This is a genomic window from Thauera phenolivorans, assembly GCF_001696715.1.
GTDB lineage: Bacteria > Pseudomonadota > Gammaproteobacteria > Burkholderiales > Rhodocyclaceae > Thauera > Thauera phenolivorans.
In genome coordinates, this window is sequence record NZ_MBFM01000004.1 from 160,464 (window position 1) to 175,908 (window position 15,445).

The 15,445-nt window shown below is 70.5% G+C and carries 15 protein-coding genes and 1 pseudogene; 4 read left to right on the forward strand and 12 right to left on the reverse strand.

All coding sequences use genetic code 11. The features are described from left to right. On the reverse strand, window positions 1-867 hold the full coding sequence (locus BB334_RS10640) for an NAD(P)-dependent oxidoreductase (RefSeq protein ID WP_068808335.1): 867 nt from the start codon (window positions 865-867) through the stop codon (window positions 1-3). Between the two features lie 11 nt (window positions 868-878). After that, on the reverse strand, window positions 879-1,757 hold the full coding sequence (locus BB334_RS10645; protein ID WP_068808338.1) for an NAD(P)-dependent oxidoreductase: 879 nt from the start codon (window positions 1,755-1,757) through the stop codon (window positions 879-881). 92 nt (window positions 1,758-1,849) lie between these two features. On the opposite strand from BB334_RS10645, the gene ybiB reads away from it, so the two are divergent. Further along, entirely contained in the window at window positions 1,850-2,767 is a 918-nt protein-coding gene (gene ybiB / locus BB334_RS10650; protein ID WP_068808341.1) for a DNA-binding protein YbiB, read from the forward strand. Window positions 2,768-2,786: 19 nt separating this feature from the next. Here the strand turns inward: ybiB and BB334_RS10655 are convergent, their stop codons facing one another. Then, window positions 2,787-3,668, reverse strand: coding sequence for a pirin family protein (locus tag BB334_RS10655; RefSeq protein WP_068808344.1), 882 nt, complete (start codon window positions 3,666-3,668; stop codon window positions 2,787-2,789). A 55-nt stretch (window positions 3,669-3,723) separates the two neighbouring features. Beyond that, entirely contained in the window at window positions 3,724-4,323 is a 600-nt protein-coding gene (locus tag BB334_RS10660; RefSeq protein ID WP_068808347.1) for an FMN-dependent NADH-azoreductase, read from the reverse strand. Between the two features lie 116 nt (window positions 4,324-4,439). Here BB334_RS10660 and BB334_RS10665 point away from each other — a divergent pair, with 116 nt between their 5' ends. Then, complete coding sequence (locus tag BB334_RS10665; protein WP_068808350.1) at window positions 4,440-5,336, forward strand: LysR family transcriptional regulator; 897 nt, start codon at window positions 4,440-4,442, stop codon at window positions 5,334-5,336. A gap of 199 nt (window positions 5,337-5,535) precedes the next feature. Next, window positions 5,536-6,039: a disulfide bond formation protein B gene (locus BB334_RS10670; RefSeq protein ID WP_068808353.1), complete on the forward strand. Its 504-nt coding sequence runs from the start codon at window positions 5,536-5,538 to the stop codon at window positions 6,037-6,039. 19 nt (window positions 6,040-6,058) lie between these two features. Here BB334_RS10670 and BB334_RS10675 read toward each other — a convergent pair whose 3' ends face one another. From BB334_RS10675 to BB334_RS10710, 8 genes are all read right to left on the reverse strand, one after another. Beyond that, window positions 6,059-6,280, reverse strand: coding sequence for a YgaP family membrane protein (locus tag BB334_RS10675; RefSeq protein WP_068808356.1), 222 nt, complete (start codon window positions 6,278-6,280; stop codon window positions 6,059-6,061). Next, window positions 6,277-9,543 carry an efflux RND transporter permease subunit gene (locus tag BB334_RS10680; RefSeq protein ID WP_068808359.1) on the reverse strand — a complete coding sequence of 1,089 codons (3,267 nt, stop codon included), beginning with the start codon at window positions 9,541-9,543 and terminating at the stop codon, window positions 6,277-6,279. The genes BB334_RS10675 and BB334_RS10680 overlap by 4 nt, the downstream gene beginning before the upstream one ends. A 15-nt stretch (window positions 9,544-9,558) precedes the next feature. Continuing rightward, window positions 9,559-10,608, reverse strand: coding sequence for an efflux RND transporter periplasmic adaptor subunit (locus BB334_RS10685; protein ID WP_068808362.1), 1,050 nt, complete (start codon window positions 10,606-10,608; stop codon window positions 9,559-9,561). Between the two features lie 131 nt (window positions 10,609-10,739). Continuing rightward, a complete protein-coding gene (locus BB334_RS10690; protein WP_068808365.1) occupies window positions 10,740-11,129 on the reverse strand; it encodes a sirohydrochlorin chelatase in 390 nt (129 codons plus the stop codon). Between the two features lie 18 nt (window positions 11,130-11,147). Beyond that, on the reverse strand, window positions 11,148-12,005 hold the full coding sequence (locus tag BB334_RS10695; protein WP_068808368.1) for a tRNA threonylcarbamoyladenosine dehydratase: 858 nt from the start codon (window positions 12,003-12,005) through the stop codon (window positions 11,148-11,150). After that, a complete protein-coding gene (locus BB334_RS10700) occupies window positions 11,963-12,928 on the reverse strand; it encodes an MBL fold metallo-hydrolase (protein WP_068808372.1) in 966 nt (321 codons plus the stop codon). Before BB334_RS10700 ends, BB334_RS10695 begins: the two co-directional genes overlap by 43 nt. A gap of 81 nt (window positions 12,929-13,009) precedes the next feature. Further along, window positions 13,010-13,510 carry a single-stranded DNA-binding protein gene (gene ssb / locus BB334_RS10705; RefSeq protein WP_068808375.1) on the reverse strand — a complete coding sequence of 167 codons (501 nt, stop codon included), beginning with the start codon at window positions 13,508-13,510 and terminating at the stop codon, window positions 13,010-13,012. Window positions 13,511-13,565: 55 nt separating this feature from the next. Then, window positions 13,566-14,750 carry an MFS transporter gene (locus BB334_RS10710; protein WP_068808378.1) on the reverse strand — a complete coding sequence of 395 codons (1,185 nt, stop codon included), beginning with the start codon at window positions 14,748-14,750 and terminating at the stop codon, window positions 13,566-13,568. Window positions 14,751-14,878: 128 nt separating this feature from the next. Here BB334_RS10710 and BB334_RS18000 point away from each other — a divergent pair. After that, a pseudogene (locus BB334_RS18000) lies at window positions 14,879-15,445 on the forward strand (excinuclease ABC subunit UvrA); the annotation flags it as partial.

Genomic DNA, 15,445 nt, shown 5'->3' on the forward strand with positions numbered 1-15,445 from the left:
TCAGGCCATGCGCTCGAGCACGCGCAGCAGGCTGGCGGTGTCGTCCCGCCCCCAGCCGCAGGCCATCAGCGCATTGAGCTGCTGCGCCACCTGACCGGCGATCGGCAGCGGCGTGCCGCTGCGCACCGCCTCCTCGATCAGCAAGCCGAAGTCCTTGTGGTGCAACCGGGCCTCGATGCCGGGGACGAAGTCGCGCGCGACCATGCGCTCGCCCATCACCTCCAGCACCCGCGATGCCGCAGAACCGCCCATCAGCGCCTGCCGCACCGCGGCGAGATCCACGCCGTGCGCCTGCGCCAGCCGCATCGCCTCGGCGCAGGCCTGGATCGCGGACACCATCACCATCTGGTTGCAGGCCTTCGCCACCTGGCCGGCGCCGACCGGGCCAATGTGCACGATCGTGCGTCCCATCGCCTCGAGCAGCGGCCGCACCGCCTCGAGCGTCTCCCCCTCGCCGCCGGCCATGATCGCCAGCGAGGCCTGCTCGGCACCCACCGCCCCGCCCGAGACCGGTGCGTCCAGCCAGCGCACCCCGCTCTTCGCGTAGCGGGCGGCGATCTCGCGCGCGGTCGCGGGCGCGATCGTGCTCATGTCGACATGGATCGCGCCCGGCGCGAAGCCGGCGATCAGGCCGCCCGAGCCGAAGGCGAGCGCCTCGACGTCGGCGCCGGTGGTGACGATGGTGAACACCACCTCGCTGCGGGCGGCGAGCGCCGCCGGGCTCGCACAGCGCGCCGCGCCGGCTGCGACCAGCGCATCGGCCGTCTCCGGCCGACGCGCCCATACCGCGAGATCGTGACCTGCCGCGAGCAGGTGGCGCGCCATCGGCGCCCCCATCACACCCAGGCCGATGAAGCCGACCCGCATCCCCGCCCCGCTCATTCTTCGGCTCCGCTCATGCGCTCGAGCAGGCGCAGCATCGCGATCGAGTCGTCCTCGCCCATGCCGCTGCCGACCACCGCGTTGAACAGCTGCGCGGTCGCCGCCGAGGCGGGCAGCGCAAGGCCGAGCCGGTGGGCCTCCTCCATCACGATGCGCAGGTCCTTCTGGTGCATCCACGCCTTGAAGCCGGGCTTGAAGTTGCGCTCGAGCATGCGCTGGCCGTGGTTCTCGAGGATGCGCGAATAGGCGAAGCCACCGAGCAGGGCCTCGCGCACGCGGGCGGCATCCACCCCGCTGCGGGTGGCGAAGTTGAGCGCCTCGGCGACCGCGGCGACGCCCACGCCGGTGAGGATCTGGTTGCAGGCCTTCGCCACCTGGCCGGCGCCCGCCGCGCCGATCAGGGTGACCGACTTGCCCATCGCCTCGAACAGCGGCTTCACCGTCTCGAATGCGGCGGCGTCGCCACCCGCCATGATCGTCAGCGAGCCGGCGACCGCGCCCACCTCGCCGCCGGACACCGGCGCGTCGAGCGCGACCACGCCCTTCTCCGCGAGCGCCGCGGCGATGCGCTGGGCGGCGGCGGGCGCGATCGTGCTCATGTCGACATGGATGTGGCCGGCGCGCGCGCGCTCGGCGACCCCGCCCGGGCCGAGGGTGACCTGCTCGACGTCGGGTGCGTCGGCCACCATGCTGATCGTCACCGGGCAGCGCTCGGCCAGCTCCGCGGCGCTCGCGGCATCGCCCGCGCCGGCCTCGAGCAGCGGCGCCATCGAGGCGCGGCGCCGGCTCCAGACATGCACGCTGTGGCCCGCGCGGATGAGGTTCAGCGCCATGGGACGGCCCATCAGGCCGAGTCCGATGAATCCGACTTCCATTGCAAAGACTCCTATCGACTGGGGAAAACCCGTGGGCGGGAAAGCGGCGCGCGGGGCTACCCCGGGCGTGGCGGTCCACGCATAATGCCGCGATGAACTATGGCCCAATCATCAAGGAAATCGGCCGCGGCGCAAAGGGCTCGCGACCGCTCGACACCGCTACCGCGGCTGCCCTCTTCGGCGACGTGCTCGACGGCCGCGTACCCGGGCTGGAACTCGGCGCGATCCTGATCGCGCTGCGCATCAAGAGCGAGACGCGCGACGAGCTGCTCGGCTTCAAGCAGGCAATGGATGCGCGCGTCGCCCGCGTCGAGGTACCGGCGGGGCCGCGCTGCGTGGTGCTGCCGACCTACAACGGCGCGCGCCGCCAGGCCAACCTGATGCCGCTGGTGGCGATGCTGCTCGCGCGCGAGGGGGTGCCGGTGCTGATCCAGGGGCGCCACGATTTCGAGACCCGCGTGAGCCCCTTCGATCTGCTCGCCGAGCTCGACCTGGTGCCGGCGGCGGACGCCCCTTCGGCTGCGGCCCAGCTGGCCACCGGGCGGCTCGCCTGCATCGCGGTGGACAAGCTGCTGCCGGGGCTGGACGCCCTGCTCGCCCTGCGCCTGCGTCTGGGCGTGCGCGCGAGCGGGCACACGATGGCGAAGCTGCTCGACCCCTGCCCGGGACGCAGCGTGCGGGTGGTGGCGGTAACCCATCCCGAATACCTCGTGCGCATGGACGAGTTCCTGCGCGCCGACGGCGGCCGCGCGCTGCTGCTGCGGGGCACCGAGGGCGAGATCTACGCCAACCCTCGCCGCTGCCCCGAGCTCAAGACCTATGCCGACGGCGCGGCGCGCATCGCGGCGGCAGCCGAGGAAGGCGGCGCGCCGCCGCTGGCCGAATTGCCCGACGCACCGTCGGTGGCGGACAACGCCGCCCTGATCCGCGCCATGCTGGCGGGCGAAGCACCGGTGCCGGCGCCGATCGTCACCCAGGTCGCGATCCTCGCCGAGCTCGCACGCGGCTGAGGCCGCCGCCGCGCCAGCTTCAGCCCTCTGCCAGGCAGCCGTCGCGGAAGTCGGCGAGCGCCTGGTAGATCTCCTGCTCGCTGTTCATCACGAAGGGGCCGTACTGGGCGATCGGCTCGGCGAGCGGCCGGCCGGCGATCAGCAGGCAGCGCGCCTCGCCGGCGGCCTCGATGATGACGCCGTCGCAGGCCGGATCGTTGGCGAGGATCGCCATCCGCTGCGCCGGCACCGCGGTTCCGGCCACACCGACCTCGCCGCGATACACATAAAGAAAGGCGTTGTGCGCGGGCGGGATCGGCTGGACGAAGCGCGCGCCGGCCGGCAGGTGCAGGTCGAGGTAGAGCGGCGCGCTCGCCTCGCGCTGCACCGCGCCCGTCACGCCGTGGCTCTCGCCGGCGATCACGACCGCCTCGACGCCCTCGGCGGTGCGCAGGCGCGGCAGTTCGGCGGCGCTGAAGTCGCGGTACCACGGTGCACTCATCTTTTCGCGCGCGGGCAGGTTCAGCCACAGCTGGAAGCCCTCCATGACGCCGTCTTCCTGCTGGGGGATCTCCGAGTGGATCACGCCGCGGCCGGCGGTCATCCACTGCACGCCGCCGTTCTCGAGCAGGCCCTCGTGGCCGGCGCTGTCGCGATGAAGCATGCGGCCCGCGATCATGTAGGTGACCGTCTCGAAGCCGCGGTGCGGATGGTCGGGAAAGCCGCCGATGTAGTCGTCGGGATCGTCGCTGCCAAAGGCGTCGAGCATCAGGAAGGGGTCGAGGCGGCGCTGCAGCGGCTGGGTCAGCACCCGGGTGAGCTTCACCCCGGCGCCGTCGGAGGTGGCGCGCCCGGCGACCAGGCGCTCCACTCGGCGGGATTCTGCGACCGTCGCGGTCGCGGGCATCGGACTGCTCGTCATGGCGGATCTCCTCGCGGTGCGGAGGCGGCGGACGCCGCCTCCGGACGGGCCGGACTCAGGCGAGCGCGGCCTCGATGTCGGCGCTCGCCTCGGCGAAGCCCTGCTTGGCCGCGTCCTCGCCCATGTTCAGGCCTTCGGCGTAGATGAAGCGGACGTCGGTCATGCCGAGAAAGCCCAGCACGCTCTGCAGGTAGGGCGTCTGGGTGTCGGCCGGGGTGCCGCGATAGCGGCCGCCACGGGCGAAGGCGACGAAGACCTTCTTGCCCTTGAGCAGCCCTTCGGCACCGTTCTCGGTGTAGCGGAAGGTGACGCCGGCGCGGGCGATCGCGTCGATCCAGTTCTTGAGCTGGACCGAGATGCCGAAGTTGTACATCGGCACGCCGAGCACGAGCACGTCGGCGGCCTCGACCTCGGCGATCAGCGCATCGCTGGCGGCCACGCGCGCCGCCTGCTCGGGGGTGCGCTGCTCGGCGGCGGTGAACAGTGCGCCGAGCGCGGCCTCGTCGATCACCGGCGCCGGGTCGCGGGCGAGATCGCGCTGGACCACGCTCGCCTGCGGATTGGCCGCCACCAGTCGGGCGACGAGGTCGTTGGCGAGGACGGTGGAATTGCCGGCCTGGGAGCGGGCGCTGCCGTTGATCTGCAGAATCTTCATGCGGTGTTCTCCTGGAAGGGGTGTGGCACGATGGCCGGAAATCGATCTACGGACTGAAGTCTAATTGAGATCTATTCTCGGATTAACCCGGCATTCCGGATAAGATTGTCTCGCTCATGGAACAAATCGATCCCAACGACCTGTTGATCTTCTCGGCGATCGCCAGGGCGGGCAGCTTCAGCCGCGCCGCCGAAAAGATCGGCATGCCCAAATCGACGGTGTCGCGCAGGCTGTCGCTGCTCGAGAACAAGCTGGGCGAACGCCTGATGCAGCGCACTACGCGGCGGCTGACGCTGACCGAGTTCGGCGAGGCCCTGCTCGATCATGCCCACCAGGTGGCGGCCGAGGTCGAGGCGGTAGCGGCGCTTGCCGAGAGCCGCCAGGCGCGCCCGAGCGGCCGGCTGCGGGTGTCGATGCCGAGCGACTTCGCGAACCTGCTCCTGGTGGACATGCTGGCCGCCTTTGTCGCCCTGCATCCGGCCATCGCCCTCGAGCTCGACCTCTCGCCGCGGCGGGTGGACCTGCTCGGGGAGAACTTCGACATCGCCCTGCGCATGGGCGAGCTGCCCGACGACGCGACGCTGGCGGCGCGCCGCATCGCGGCTCTGCCGGTGGGGCTCTACGCCGCGTCCGCCTACCTCGCCGAGCATGGCGAGCCGGCTTCGCCGGACGCGCTCGCCGCGCACGAGGCGCTGCGCCTGCTGGGCCGCAACGGCGAAGCCACGCCATGGACGCTGATGCGCGGCGAACGGCGCTGGCAGGGCGTGCCGCCCGGGCGCACGAGTGCGAACTCGCCCGAATTGCTGATCCGGCTTGCCCGCGCCGGCGCGGGCATCGCGGCGGTGCCCGACTATTTCGCTGCGCCGCATGTGCGCGCGGGCGAACTGCGCCGGGTACTGGCCGACTGGTGCCTGCCGACCCACACGGCCTGGGCCGTATTCCCCGGGCGCCGCCTGATGCCGGCGAAGACGCGGGCCTTCCTGGAGATGCTGGTCGCGGCCCTCGGCGGGTAGACGCGGTAGCAGCGGCGACCGGCGCGTCCGGGCCGTGTCGCGGCGTTCGCCGCTCCTACCACGCATTGCCCGCCGCGCGTCGTGTAGCAGCGGCGACCGCCGCGTCGTCGCCCTCGCGAGTGCCCGCCGCCGGCGCTGTGGCGGGCCGGCGGCGAGCGGATCCACTAGAATGAGGCCTTTCGCCTCACCGGAATCCTCGATGCTCCCCAGCCGTTTCCGCGCGCTGCCCGCGCGCACGCTGTATCTCGCCCTCTTCGCCGTGTGCACCGGCCTGCTCGGCTTCGGCCTCTACCTGCAGCACGTCGTCGGTCTCGAGCCCTGCCCGATGTGCATCATGCAGCGCTACGCCTTCGTCACCGTGGCGCTGATCGCGCTGGTCGGCGGCCTGCACGGCGCGGGCAGCCGCGTCTATGCGGCCCTGATCGGCATCGCCGCGCTGGCCGGCGGCAGCATCGCCGCGCGTCAGAGCTGGATGCAGCTCAATCCGCCGATGATTCCCGAGTGTGGTCCGGGCCTGGAATTCATGCTCGAGAGCTTCCCGCTCGCCGACGCGCTGCCGATGATCTTCCGCGGCGCAGGCGACTGCGTCGCGGTCGACTGGACCTTTCTCGGCCTGTCGATCGCGAACTGGTCGCTGGTGTGCTTCAGCGCGGTGGTGGTGTTCGCCGCCTGGATGCTGATACGCCGGCGCCCTACCCTGTAGACACGCGGTCGCGGCGGTCTCAGGCGCGGCGCGGCTTCTCGTCCTGCACGCCGAACTTGTGAAGGATGTTGACCAGCGGGCACAGCCCGGTGAAGGCGCTCTGGAACAGGTTGAGGCCGACGAAGCCGGTGACCCACAGGAAGTGCTTGCTGACGAAGAGCGGCGAGGCCTCGACGCCGAGCGCGAGCGAGATCAGGACGAAGGCGCCGGCGAAGGCGCGCACGTATTCGTTGGTGGTCATGCGGGAGTCTCCTCGGAGGGTTGTTGCAGGCGGGCGATGCGGCCGCGCATGGCGGCGTAGTAGAGCACCGGGATCACCACCAGGGTGAGCACGGTGGACACGAAGATGCCGAAGATCAGGCTGATGGCGAGGCCGTTGAAGATCGGATCGTCGAGAATGAACACCGCCCCGATCATCGCCGCGAGCGCGGTGAGGCCGATCGGCTTGGCACGCACCGCCGCGGCGCGGATCAGCGCCTCGCCGAACGCCATCCCTTCGGCGACCTGCTGATTGACGAAATCCACCAGCAGGATCGAGTTGCGCACGATGATGCCGGCGAGCGCGATCATGCCGATCATCGAGGTCGCGGTGAATTGGGCGCCGAGCAGGGCGTGACCGGGCATCACGCCTACGATGGTGAGCGGAATCGGCGCCATGATGATCAGCGGCACGAGATAGCTGCGGAACTGCGCCACCACCAGCAGGTAGATCAGGATCAGGCCCACCGCGTAGGCGGCACCCATGTCGCGGAAGGTCTCGTAGGTGATCTGCCACTCGCCGTCCCACTTCAGCTGGTAGGCGGCGTACGGGTCCTCGGGCGGGTTGATGAACCACTCGCCGAGCGTGCCGCCCACTCCGGGCGCGCCGCCGAGCGCCATCTCCCTGACCCGGGAGCGGATGTCGAACATGCCGTAGAGCGGCGAATCGAGCGCGCCGCCCATGTCGCCGGTGACATACACCACGGGCAGCAGGTCCTTGCGATAGAGGATCTGCTCGCGCTTCGTCTCGGCCACGGTCACCAGTTCGGAGATCGTCACCCGCCGCCCGTCGCCCGCGCGCACCTGCATCGCCAGCAGGTTGCCGACTTCCGACTGGCGCACCGCCGGCAGCTGGATGCGCACCGGGATCTCGTACTTGTGCTCGCCGCCATGCACCGGTGTGACGTTCTCGCCCGACAGACCGAGGCGCACCACCTCCACGATGTCGGCCTGGGCCACGCCCATGCGTGCGGCCTTCGCCTGGTCGACCCGCAGCAGCAGCTTGGGGGCGTCCTCGTCGACCGTGTCGTCCACGCCGACGATGTCGGGCGTGGTCTCGAAGGCGGCACGCACCTGCTTCGCGACCGCCAGCTGCCCGTCGTAGTCCGGGCCGTAGATCTCGGCCACGATCGGCGACAGCACCGGCGGCCCGGGAGGCACTTCCACCACTTTGGCGTTACCGCCGTTGCGCCGCCCGATGGCGGTGACGGCATCGCGCACCGAAACCGCGATCTCGTGGCTCTGGCGGTCGCGCGCGCGCTTGTCGACCAGGTTGACCTGGATGTCGCCCTGCTCGGGGGCGCTCCTGAGATAGTACTGGCGCACCAGGCCGTTGAAGTTGATCGGCGCCGCGGTGCCGGCGTAGGACTGCCAGTCGGTGACCTCGGGCACGGTCGCCAGATGGGCGCCGATCTCGTTGAGCACGCGCGCGGTGTCTTCGAGCGGGGTGCCGACCGGCATGTCGAGCACCACCTGGAATTCGCTCTTGTTGTCGAAGGGCAGCATCTTCATGACCACCAGCTGCACCACCGGCAGCGCCAGCGAGGCCGCGATCAGTGCGAACACCCCGAGCCATAGCAGCAGCCGGTTGCGCGCCCCACGGCGGGCGTCGAACATCGGCGTCATCACGCGGCGAAAGAGTCCGTCGAGCCGCCGGGTCATCTTGTCCTCGCCGCCGTGGTGATGGGCGTCGACGCGCTTCAGCATCTTCTGCGCCAGCCAGGGCGTGACGACGAAGGCGATCACCAGCGAGATGAACATGCCCATCGAGGCGTTGATCGGGATCGGGCTCATGTAGGGCCCCATCAGGCCGGTGACGAAGGCCATCGGCAGCAGCGCCGCGATCACCGTGAAGGTGGCGAGAATGGTGGGCCCGCCGACCTCGTCCACCGCCTTCGGGATCAGCTGCCACAGCGGCGTGTCGGGCTCGAGCGTGTGCCAGCGGTGGATGTTCTCGACCACCACGATCGCGTCATCGACCAGGATGCCGATCGAGAAGATCAGCGCGAACAGCGACACCCGGTTGAGGGTGAAGCCCCAGGCCCAGGATGCGAACAGGGTGGCGGCAAGGGTGAGCGAGACCGCGATGCCGACGATGATGGCCTCGCGCCCGCCGAGCGCGAAGAACACCAGCACCACCACCGCGGCGGTGGCGAAGGCGAGCTTGCCGATCAGCTGCGCCGCCTTGTCGTCGGCGGTCTTGCCGTAGTCGCGGGTGACGGTGACCTCCACGCCTTCCGGGATCAGGCTGCCGCGCAGGTTGTCCAGGCGCTGGATTGCCGCCGCGGCGACGTCGGCGGCGTTGGCGCCCGGCTTCTTCGACAGCGCGAGCGTCACCGCGGGGAACAGGCCCTGCTGTTCGATGCCGCGCTCGCCGGCTGCGGCGCCGGTGCCGAACCAGACGTACTGCGCGGGCTGATCCGGGCCGTCGACCACCTCGGCGACGTCGCGCATGAACACCGGACGGGCGTCCTGCACGCCGACCACGAGGCCGCGCACGTCCTCGGCCGACTCGATATAGGTGCCGGTCTCGACCAGCAGCTCGCGGTTTCCGGCGACCAGGCTGCCCGCTGGCTGCGCGGCGTTGGCCAGCTGCAGCGCGGCGCGAAGGTCCTGCGCGGTGACGCCGTGGGCGTTCATCCGCTCGGTGTCCATGTCGACCCGGATCACGTGGCCCGGACCGCCGATCGTGCTCACGTCGCGGGTGCCGGGCACGCGCTTGAGCTCGGTCTCGGTCGCGCGTGCCACCTGCTGAAGGTCGAAACCCGCGCGCCCGGGATCGGCGGTCCACAGGGTGAAGCTGAGGATGGGGACGTCGTCGATACCCTTCGGCTTGACCACCGGGGTGCCGACGCCGAGTTCGGGCGAGAGCCAGTCGGAATTCGAATGCACCGTGTCGTAGAGCCGCACCAGCGCGGTCTGGTTGGGCACACCGACCTCGAACTGCACGGTGATCACCGCCATGCCCGGGCGCGACACGGTGAACACGTGCTCGACCTCGGCCATGCGCGACAGCACCTGCTCCGCCGGCCGTGCCACCAGGGCCTCCACGTCGCGCGCGGACGCCCCCGGGAAGGGCACCAGCACGTTCGCCATGGTGACGTCGATCTGCGGCTCTTCTTCCTTGGGCGTGATCAGCGCCGCGAAGACGCCGGCGAGCAGCAGCATCAGCGCGAGCAGCGGCGTGATCGCGTTGCGCTGGAAGGCGGCCGCGGTGCGGCCGGAGATACCGAGACGGGACGCCATCGTCGCCTCCGTGGCTCAGCGCGCCGCCGCGCCGCGCACCTGCATGCCGGCGCGCACCGGATCGAGGGCGACCGTTTCGTCGCCCTTCAGGCCGGCGAGGACCTCGATCGCGCCGTCGGCGCCGATCACCCGGCCGAGCCGCACCTGGCGCAGCGAGAAGCCGCCCTGCCCATCCGAGACATAAACGGCGGTCAGCTCCCCGCGCCGCAGCACCGAGGCGGCGGGCAGCACCACCCGAGGACGCTCCCCGGTAAAGAAATGTACCCGTGCGAAGCTGCCCGGCAGCAGGCCGCGCGCGTCCGGCGGCAGTTCGACCCGCAGTCGCACGGTGTGGGTACGGGCATCGGCCGCCGGCAGCACGCTCACCCCCGCGGCGTCGAACCATCGTCCGCTGTCGGGAAGCTCGACACGGGCGCTCAGCGGCGCATCACCGAAGCTCGACAGACGCTGCTGCGGCAGATCCACCACCGCGCGCATCGAGGCGGGATCGTAGACGGTGAGCAACGCGCGGCCGGGCTGAGCCATCTCGCCGCTCTCGATGTGGCGCGCAGCCACGAGGCCGTCGAGCGGCGAGGCGATCGCGGTATAGCCCTCGACCGTCGCGGCCTGATCGCGGCTCGCACGCGCCGCACGCAACTGCGCATCGGCCGCATTGAGCCGCGAGCGGGCGGCGTCGAGTGCCGACTGGCTGAGGAAGTTCTTCGCCACCAGGCTGCGCGCGCGCTGATGCTCGGCGCGGGCATTGATCGCGTCGGCCTGAGCGGCGGCGACCTGGGCATCGGCGGCGGCCAGCGCGGACCCCGCCTCGCTCGCATCGATACGCACCAGCATCTGGCCCTGGCGCACGCCGTCGCCGGCATCGACCGCGAGCTGCACGATGCGGCCCGGCACCTGGGCAGCCAGCGTGGCCTGGTGAACCGCCTCGATGGTGGCCTCGGCCGACAGGGTCGAGGCGAGCGACTGCGGCTCGAGCAGGAGCGTGGGGACGGGCGTGCCTTCGGCGACAGCCGGCTGGTGGGCCATGACCGCGATCGCGAGGAGGAGGTGTCGCAACAGGGCTTTCATAAGAATTAGTATATTCTTATATTTGGTAGAAGAAAACGCTCCCCGCGCCCGCACGCCGCGGGCAGGCCTTCGGCGTCAGGCCTCGCGACTCCGCAGCGAGAATGCCCGCCCGGCCCCGCTGCGGATGTCGATCAGTCCAGGCAGGCGCGCGCGTAGGCCGCCATCGCCGCGATCACGCCGTCCGCCTCGCCCGCCGCCGGCGCGAGGCTGATCTCGCAACCCGGGTGGGCGCCACGCACCGCCTCGAGCATTTCCGGCAGGTCGCGCTTCAGGTGACCGCCCTGAGCGAGGAAGATCGGCACTACGGCGATCCGCTCCGCCCCGGCCGACACCACTGAATCCACCGTTTCGGCGAGGGTGGGCGTCATCAGCTCGAGGAAGGCGAGCTCGACCGGGGTGGCGGGGTCCTCGGCGAGCATCGCCTCGCGGATGCGGCGCATGGGGCCGGCCCAGGCGGGATCGCGGGCGCCATGCCCGAAGAGGATCACCGCCCGTGCGGCGGTCTGCTTGCCATCGTTCATTGCTGCGCTCCGCTGGATTCAGGATTGGCGGCCGACGTCGAGCAGGCGCTCGATCGCCCGTGCCGCTGCGAACATGCCCACGCTCGCCGTCATCGCCATGCTCGAACCATACCCCGCACAGGCGAGGCCGTGTGGACCGCGTGCGGGCGTGGCTTCGCCGGCGCCCGGGATCTCGACGTCGAGATCGCAGGCGGCGCGCACCGGCATGCGCAGCGGCTCGACCGAGAACACCGCGGTGATTCCGAACTTCTTCTTCGGATCGCGGCTGAACCGGTGCTCCTTGCGGAGGCGCGCACGGACCTTCGAGAGCAGCGGATCCTGCACGGTGCGGGCGAGATCGTCGACCCGGATCGACGCCGGATCGGTCTTGCCGCCGGCGCCGCCGGCCATCACGAGGCCGAGTCCGCGCGCCTGGCAGGTGGCGGCGATCGCGACCTTGGCGCGGACGTTGTCGATCGCGTCGATCACGACGTCGAAGCCGACGAGCAGTTCGCCCGCGTTGTCGGGAGTGAGAAAGTCCTCGACCACGCGGAGCCGGCACAACGGGTTGATCGCGCCGATACGCTCGGCCATCGCCAGCACCTTGGCCTGACCGAGGGTGTGCTCGAGCGCATGCACCTGGCGGTTGATGTTGGATTCGGCGACGTGGTCGAGATCGATCAGGGTCAATTGCCCGACCCCACTGCGCGCGAGCGCCTCCGCGGCCCACGAACCGACGCCGCCGATGCCGATCACGCAGGCGTGCGCGGCGCCCAGGCGGCGGTGTGCACCCTCGCCGTAGAGCCGGTCGATGCCGCCGAAGCGGCGGGCGGCGTCGACCTCGAAGGCAGCGCTCAAGTCGGCACCGCCTCGGCGGCACGGGCGTGATCGAGCCATACGCCCAGGCCCTGCGCGTTGAGGTCGAGATCGTTGCGCAGGAGTTCGAAGAGTTCCGCCTCGGGCAGTGTCCAGCCCTGGCGCTCGGCCTCCTCGCGGATGAGCTCCTCGAGTCCGGCGAGGATCTCGATGTGGCGCGCCACGCCGTGGCCGCGCGCGGCGCGCGCCACGGCGACCATGGTGTCGATCAGCCGGTGCATGTCGGCCGCCAGCCGCTCGACCTCGGTCACGCGGCTGAAGTGGGTGAGGTACATCGCGCTCGGCAGGTAGTCGAGCATGCGGTCGATCGAACCGTGCAGCGCCGCCGGGTCGAACTGGGTCGGCGTGGTGGTCGGCAGCACCGAGGGCCGGCCTTCGACATCGAGTTCGCGGTAGGACAGGCCGAAGGTGTCGCCGGTGAAAAAGGCGCGCGCGCGCTCGTCCCAGATGCAGACGTGGTGAAGCGCGTGCCCCGGGGTATCGAGGATGCGGAAGCCGCGCTCGCCGAGTCTCAGCGCCAGGCCATCGGTAGCCGGCTCGATGCGCTCGGGATCGACGCCCACCAGCCGGCCGTAGAGGGCGAAGGCGCGCTCCGGCCCATACACCGCGGCCGTGCCTTCCCACAGCTTCGAGGGATCGACCATGTGGCGGATGCCGCGAGGATGGACCAGGAGCTTCGCCGCGGGCAGCGCGCACATCAGGCTGCCCGCACCACCGGCGTGGTCGAGGTGGATATGCGTCAGCATCACCCACTCCACCGCCTCGGGCGCCACCCCGAGGCGCGCGAGCGCGGTCAGCACCCGCGGCACCGAGGCGTTGGTGCCGGTATCGACGACCGCGACCCGCCCCTCCTCCACGATCAGATGGATGGCCGCCAGCTGCGGCCGTTCGTAACCGGAATCCAGCGCGTAGATCCCATCCGGATGGGCGATCAGGTCGTCCACGGCGACTCCTTACGGCTCATGATCTCTTCGGATCCTCAGGCGCGCAGGGGGTTCCCGCGAGCCGCGTGCAAGCATCCGGTATCAGAACGGGATGTCGTCGTCGAAATTGCCGAAGTCGTCGGCGCGCGGGGACGCCGGCTGCGCCGCCGGCTGGGGCGCGGCCTGCGGACGCTGGGGCGCGCGTACCGGCGCCTGCGACTCGTATCCACCGCCGCTGTCGCCGCCACGCATCGGTGCGTCGCCGCCTTCGCGACGGCCGAGCATGCGCATCTCGTCGCCGCGGATCTCGGTCGTGTACCGGTCCTGGCCACTCTGATCCTGCCACTTGCGGGTGCGCAGGGTGCCCTCGATGTAGACCTGGCTGCCCTTGCGCAGGTATTGCGCGGCGATCTCCGCGAGCTTGCCGAAGAACACCACACGGTGCCATTCGGTCGCCTCGCGCCGCTCGCCGGTGGTCTTGTCGCGCCAGGTCTCGGTGGTCGCGAGGCGGAGGTTGCAGATCGCGTCGCCCGACGGAGCGAAGCGGCTTTCCGGATCGGCGCCGAGATTGCCGATCAGAATGACTTTGTTGACGGATGCCATTCGGTTCTCCTTTGAATGCAGAGGCGCGCCCCTTGGGATGCCGGGCGCGCCGGGTTCAGCCCCGCGTGGCCGCGGGTGCCGCGCGCAGCGGTGGCGGGTTCATCGTCGCCGCCAGGGCCAGCCAAAGCAGCGCGAGCACGCCGCAGGCGAGGCTGACCGCGCCCGCGCCGTACTGCTGGCCGAGCCAGCCGCCGACCACGCCGCCGAGGAACAGGCCGACCGACTGCAGCGTGTTGTACACGCCGAGCGCCGTACCCTTCGACGCCGGCGGCGCGATCCGCGAGATCCACGACGGCTGGGTGGCCTCGAGGATATTGAAGGCGACGAAGAAAAGCGTCAGCAGCAATGCCAATGGTATCAGGGCGTCGCCGACCAGGTAGAGCCCGAACTGGACCACCGCGAGCAGCAGCACGGCGGCGTTGAACACCTGCTTGAGGCGGTCGTGGCGCTCGGCGATGATCACCGCCGGCACCATGACCACGAAGGACACCAGCACCGCAGGCAGATAGACCTTCCAGTGATCGGCGAGCGCGAGCCCGCCACCGGCGACCAGCGCCGCCGGCACCATGACCCACATCGTGGTCTGGATCAGGTGCAGCGCGAACACGCCGAAGTTCAGCCGCATCAGCTGGCCGTCACGCAGCACGCCGAGAAAACTGCCGGCGTTGGCGCGCGGCACCGGCGGTGCCGCCGGCACCGCCCACAGGATGACGCCGATCGCACCGAGCGCCAGCGCGGCGGTGAGCCAGAAAATGCCGTCCATGCCGACGGCCTGGTAGAGCAGCGGCGCGGCGACCATCGACAGGGCGAACACGAGGCCGATGCTCGAACCGATCATCGCCATCACCTTCGTGCGATGCTGGTCGCGGGTGAGGTCTGCGGCGAGCGCGGTGACCGCGGCCGAGATCGCGCCCGCCCCCTGCAGCACGCGTCCGACGATGATCATGTAGATGCCGTCCGCGAGTGCGGCGACGACGCTGCCGACGAGGAAGAGCAACAGGCCGAAGACGATCACCGGCTTGCGCCCGAAGCGGTCGGATGCGGCACCGTAGGCGATCTGGAGGAAGGCCTGGGTGAGGCCGTAGGCGCCGATCGCGAGCCCGACGAGGGTGAGATCGTCGCCGCCGGGAATGCCCTTCGCGTGCACCGCGAACACCGGCAGGATCAGGAACAGGCCGAGCATTCGCAGGGCGAAAATCGCCGCCAGGCTCATGCCTGCGCGGCGTTCGTCGGGCGTCATGGAATCGGGCTTGGAAGCGGACATGCGAAAGGCAGCCGGGGCGCGGGGATGAAAGAGCGAGATTCTAGCATTGGCCCGCCCGGCCCTTCCCTCTTATAGTGATGGGTTCCAGTCTGGCCGAGCCGCTCATGGACGAAATTCGCATTCGCGGTGCCCGCACCCACAACCTGAAGAACGTCAGCCTCGATCTTCCGCGCAATCGTCTGACCGTGATCACCGGGCTGTCGGGCTCGGGCAAGTCCTCGCTCGCTTTCGACACCCTCTATGCCGAGGGCCAGCGCCGCTACGTCGAGTCGCTGTCGGCCTACGCGCGCCAGTTCCTGCAGTTGATGGAGAAGCCCGACGTCGACCTGATCGAGGGCCTGTCACCGGCGATTTCGATCGAACAGAAGGCGACCAGCCACAATCCGCGCTCCACCGTGGGCACGGTCACCGAGATCCACGACTACCTGCGCCTGCTCTACGCGCGCGCCGGCACGCCGCACTGCCCCGAGCATCCCGAGCAGGCGCTCGAGGCGCAGAGCGTGGCGCAGATGGTCGACCACGTGCTCGCCCTCGAACCGGAAAGCCGGGTGATGATCCTCGCGCCGATCGTGGCGGGGCGAAAGGGCGAACAGGGCGACCTCTTCGCCGAGCTCCGCGCCCAGGGCTTCGTGCGCGTCCGGGTCGATGGCGAGGTGCATGAGCTCGACGCC

Excerpts from the sequence above, each read along its gene's own strand:
- BB334_RS10640 (WP_068808335.1), bottom strand. The coding sequence starts at position 867 with ATGCGGGTCGGCTTCATCGGCCTGGGTGTGATGGGGGCGCCGATGGCG.
- BB334_RS10645 (WP_068808338.1), bottom strand. The coding sequence starts at position 1,757 with ATGGAAGTCGGATTCATCGGACTCGGCCTGATGGGCCGTCCCATGGCG.
- ybiB (WP_068808341.1), top strand. The coding sequence starts at position 1,850 with ATGAACTATGGCCCAATCATCAAGGAAATCGGCCGCGGCGCAAAGGGC.
- BB334_RS10655 (WP_068808344.1), bottom strand. The coding sequence starts at position 3,668 with ATGACGAGCAGTCCGATGCCCGCGACCGCGACGGTCGCAGAATCCCGC.
- BB334_RS10660 (WP_068808347.1), bottom strand. The coding sequence starts at position 4,323 with ATGAAGATTCTGCAGATCAACGGCAGCGCCCGCTCCCAGGCCGGCAAT.
- BB334_RS10665 (WP_068808350.1), top strand. The coding sequence starts at position 4,440 with ATGGAACAAATCGATCCCAACGACCTGTTGATCTTCTCGGCGATCGCC.
- BB334_RS10670 (WP_068808353.1), top strand. The coding sequence starts at position 5,536 with ATGCTCCCCAGCCGTTTCCGCGCGCTGCCCGCGCGCACGCTGTATCTC.
- BB334_RS10675 (WP_068808356.1), bottom strand. The coding sequence starts at position 6,280 with ATGACCACCAACGAATACGTGCGCGCCTTCGCCGGCGCCTTCGTCCTG.
- BB334_RS10680 (WP_068808359.1), bottom strand. The coding sequence starts at position 9,543 with ATGGCGTCCCGTCTCGGTATCTCCGGCCGCACCGCGGCCGCCTTCCAG.
- BB334_RS10685 (WP_068808362.1), bottom strand. The coding sequence starts at position 10,608 with ATGAAAGCCCTGTTGCGACACCTCCTCCTCGCGATCGCGGTCATGGCC.
- BB334_RS10690 (WP_068808365.1), bottom strand. The coding sequence starts at position 11,129 with ATGAACGATGGCAAGCAGACCGCCGCACGGGCGGTGATCCTCTTCGGG.
- BB334_RS10695 (WP_068808368.1), bottom strand. The coding sequence starts at position 12,005 with ATGGCTCGATCACGCCCGTGCCGCCGAGGCGGTGCCGACTTGAGCGCT.
- ssb (WP_068808375.1), bottom strand. The coding sequence starts at position 13,510 with ATGGCATCCGTCAACAAAGTCATTCTGATCGGCAATCTCGGCGCCGAT.
- BB334_RS10710 (WP_068808378.1), bottom strand. The coding sequence starts at position 14,750 with ATGACGCCCGACGAACGCCGCGCAGGCATGAGCCTGGCGGCGATTTTC.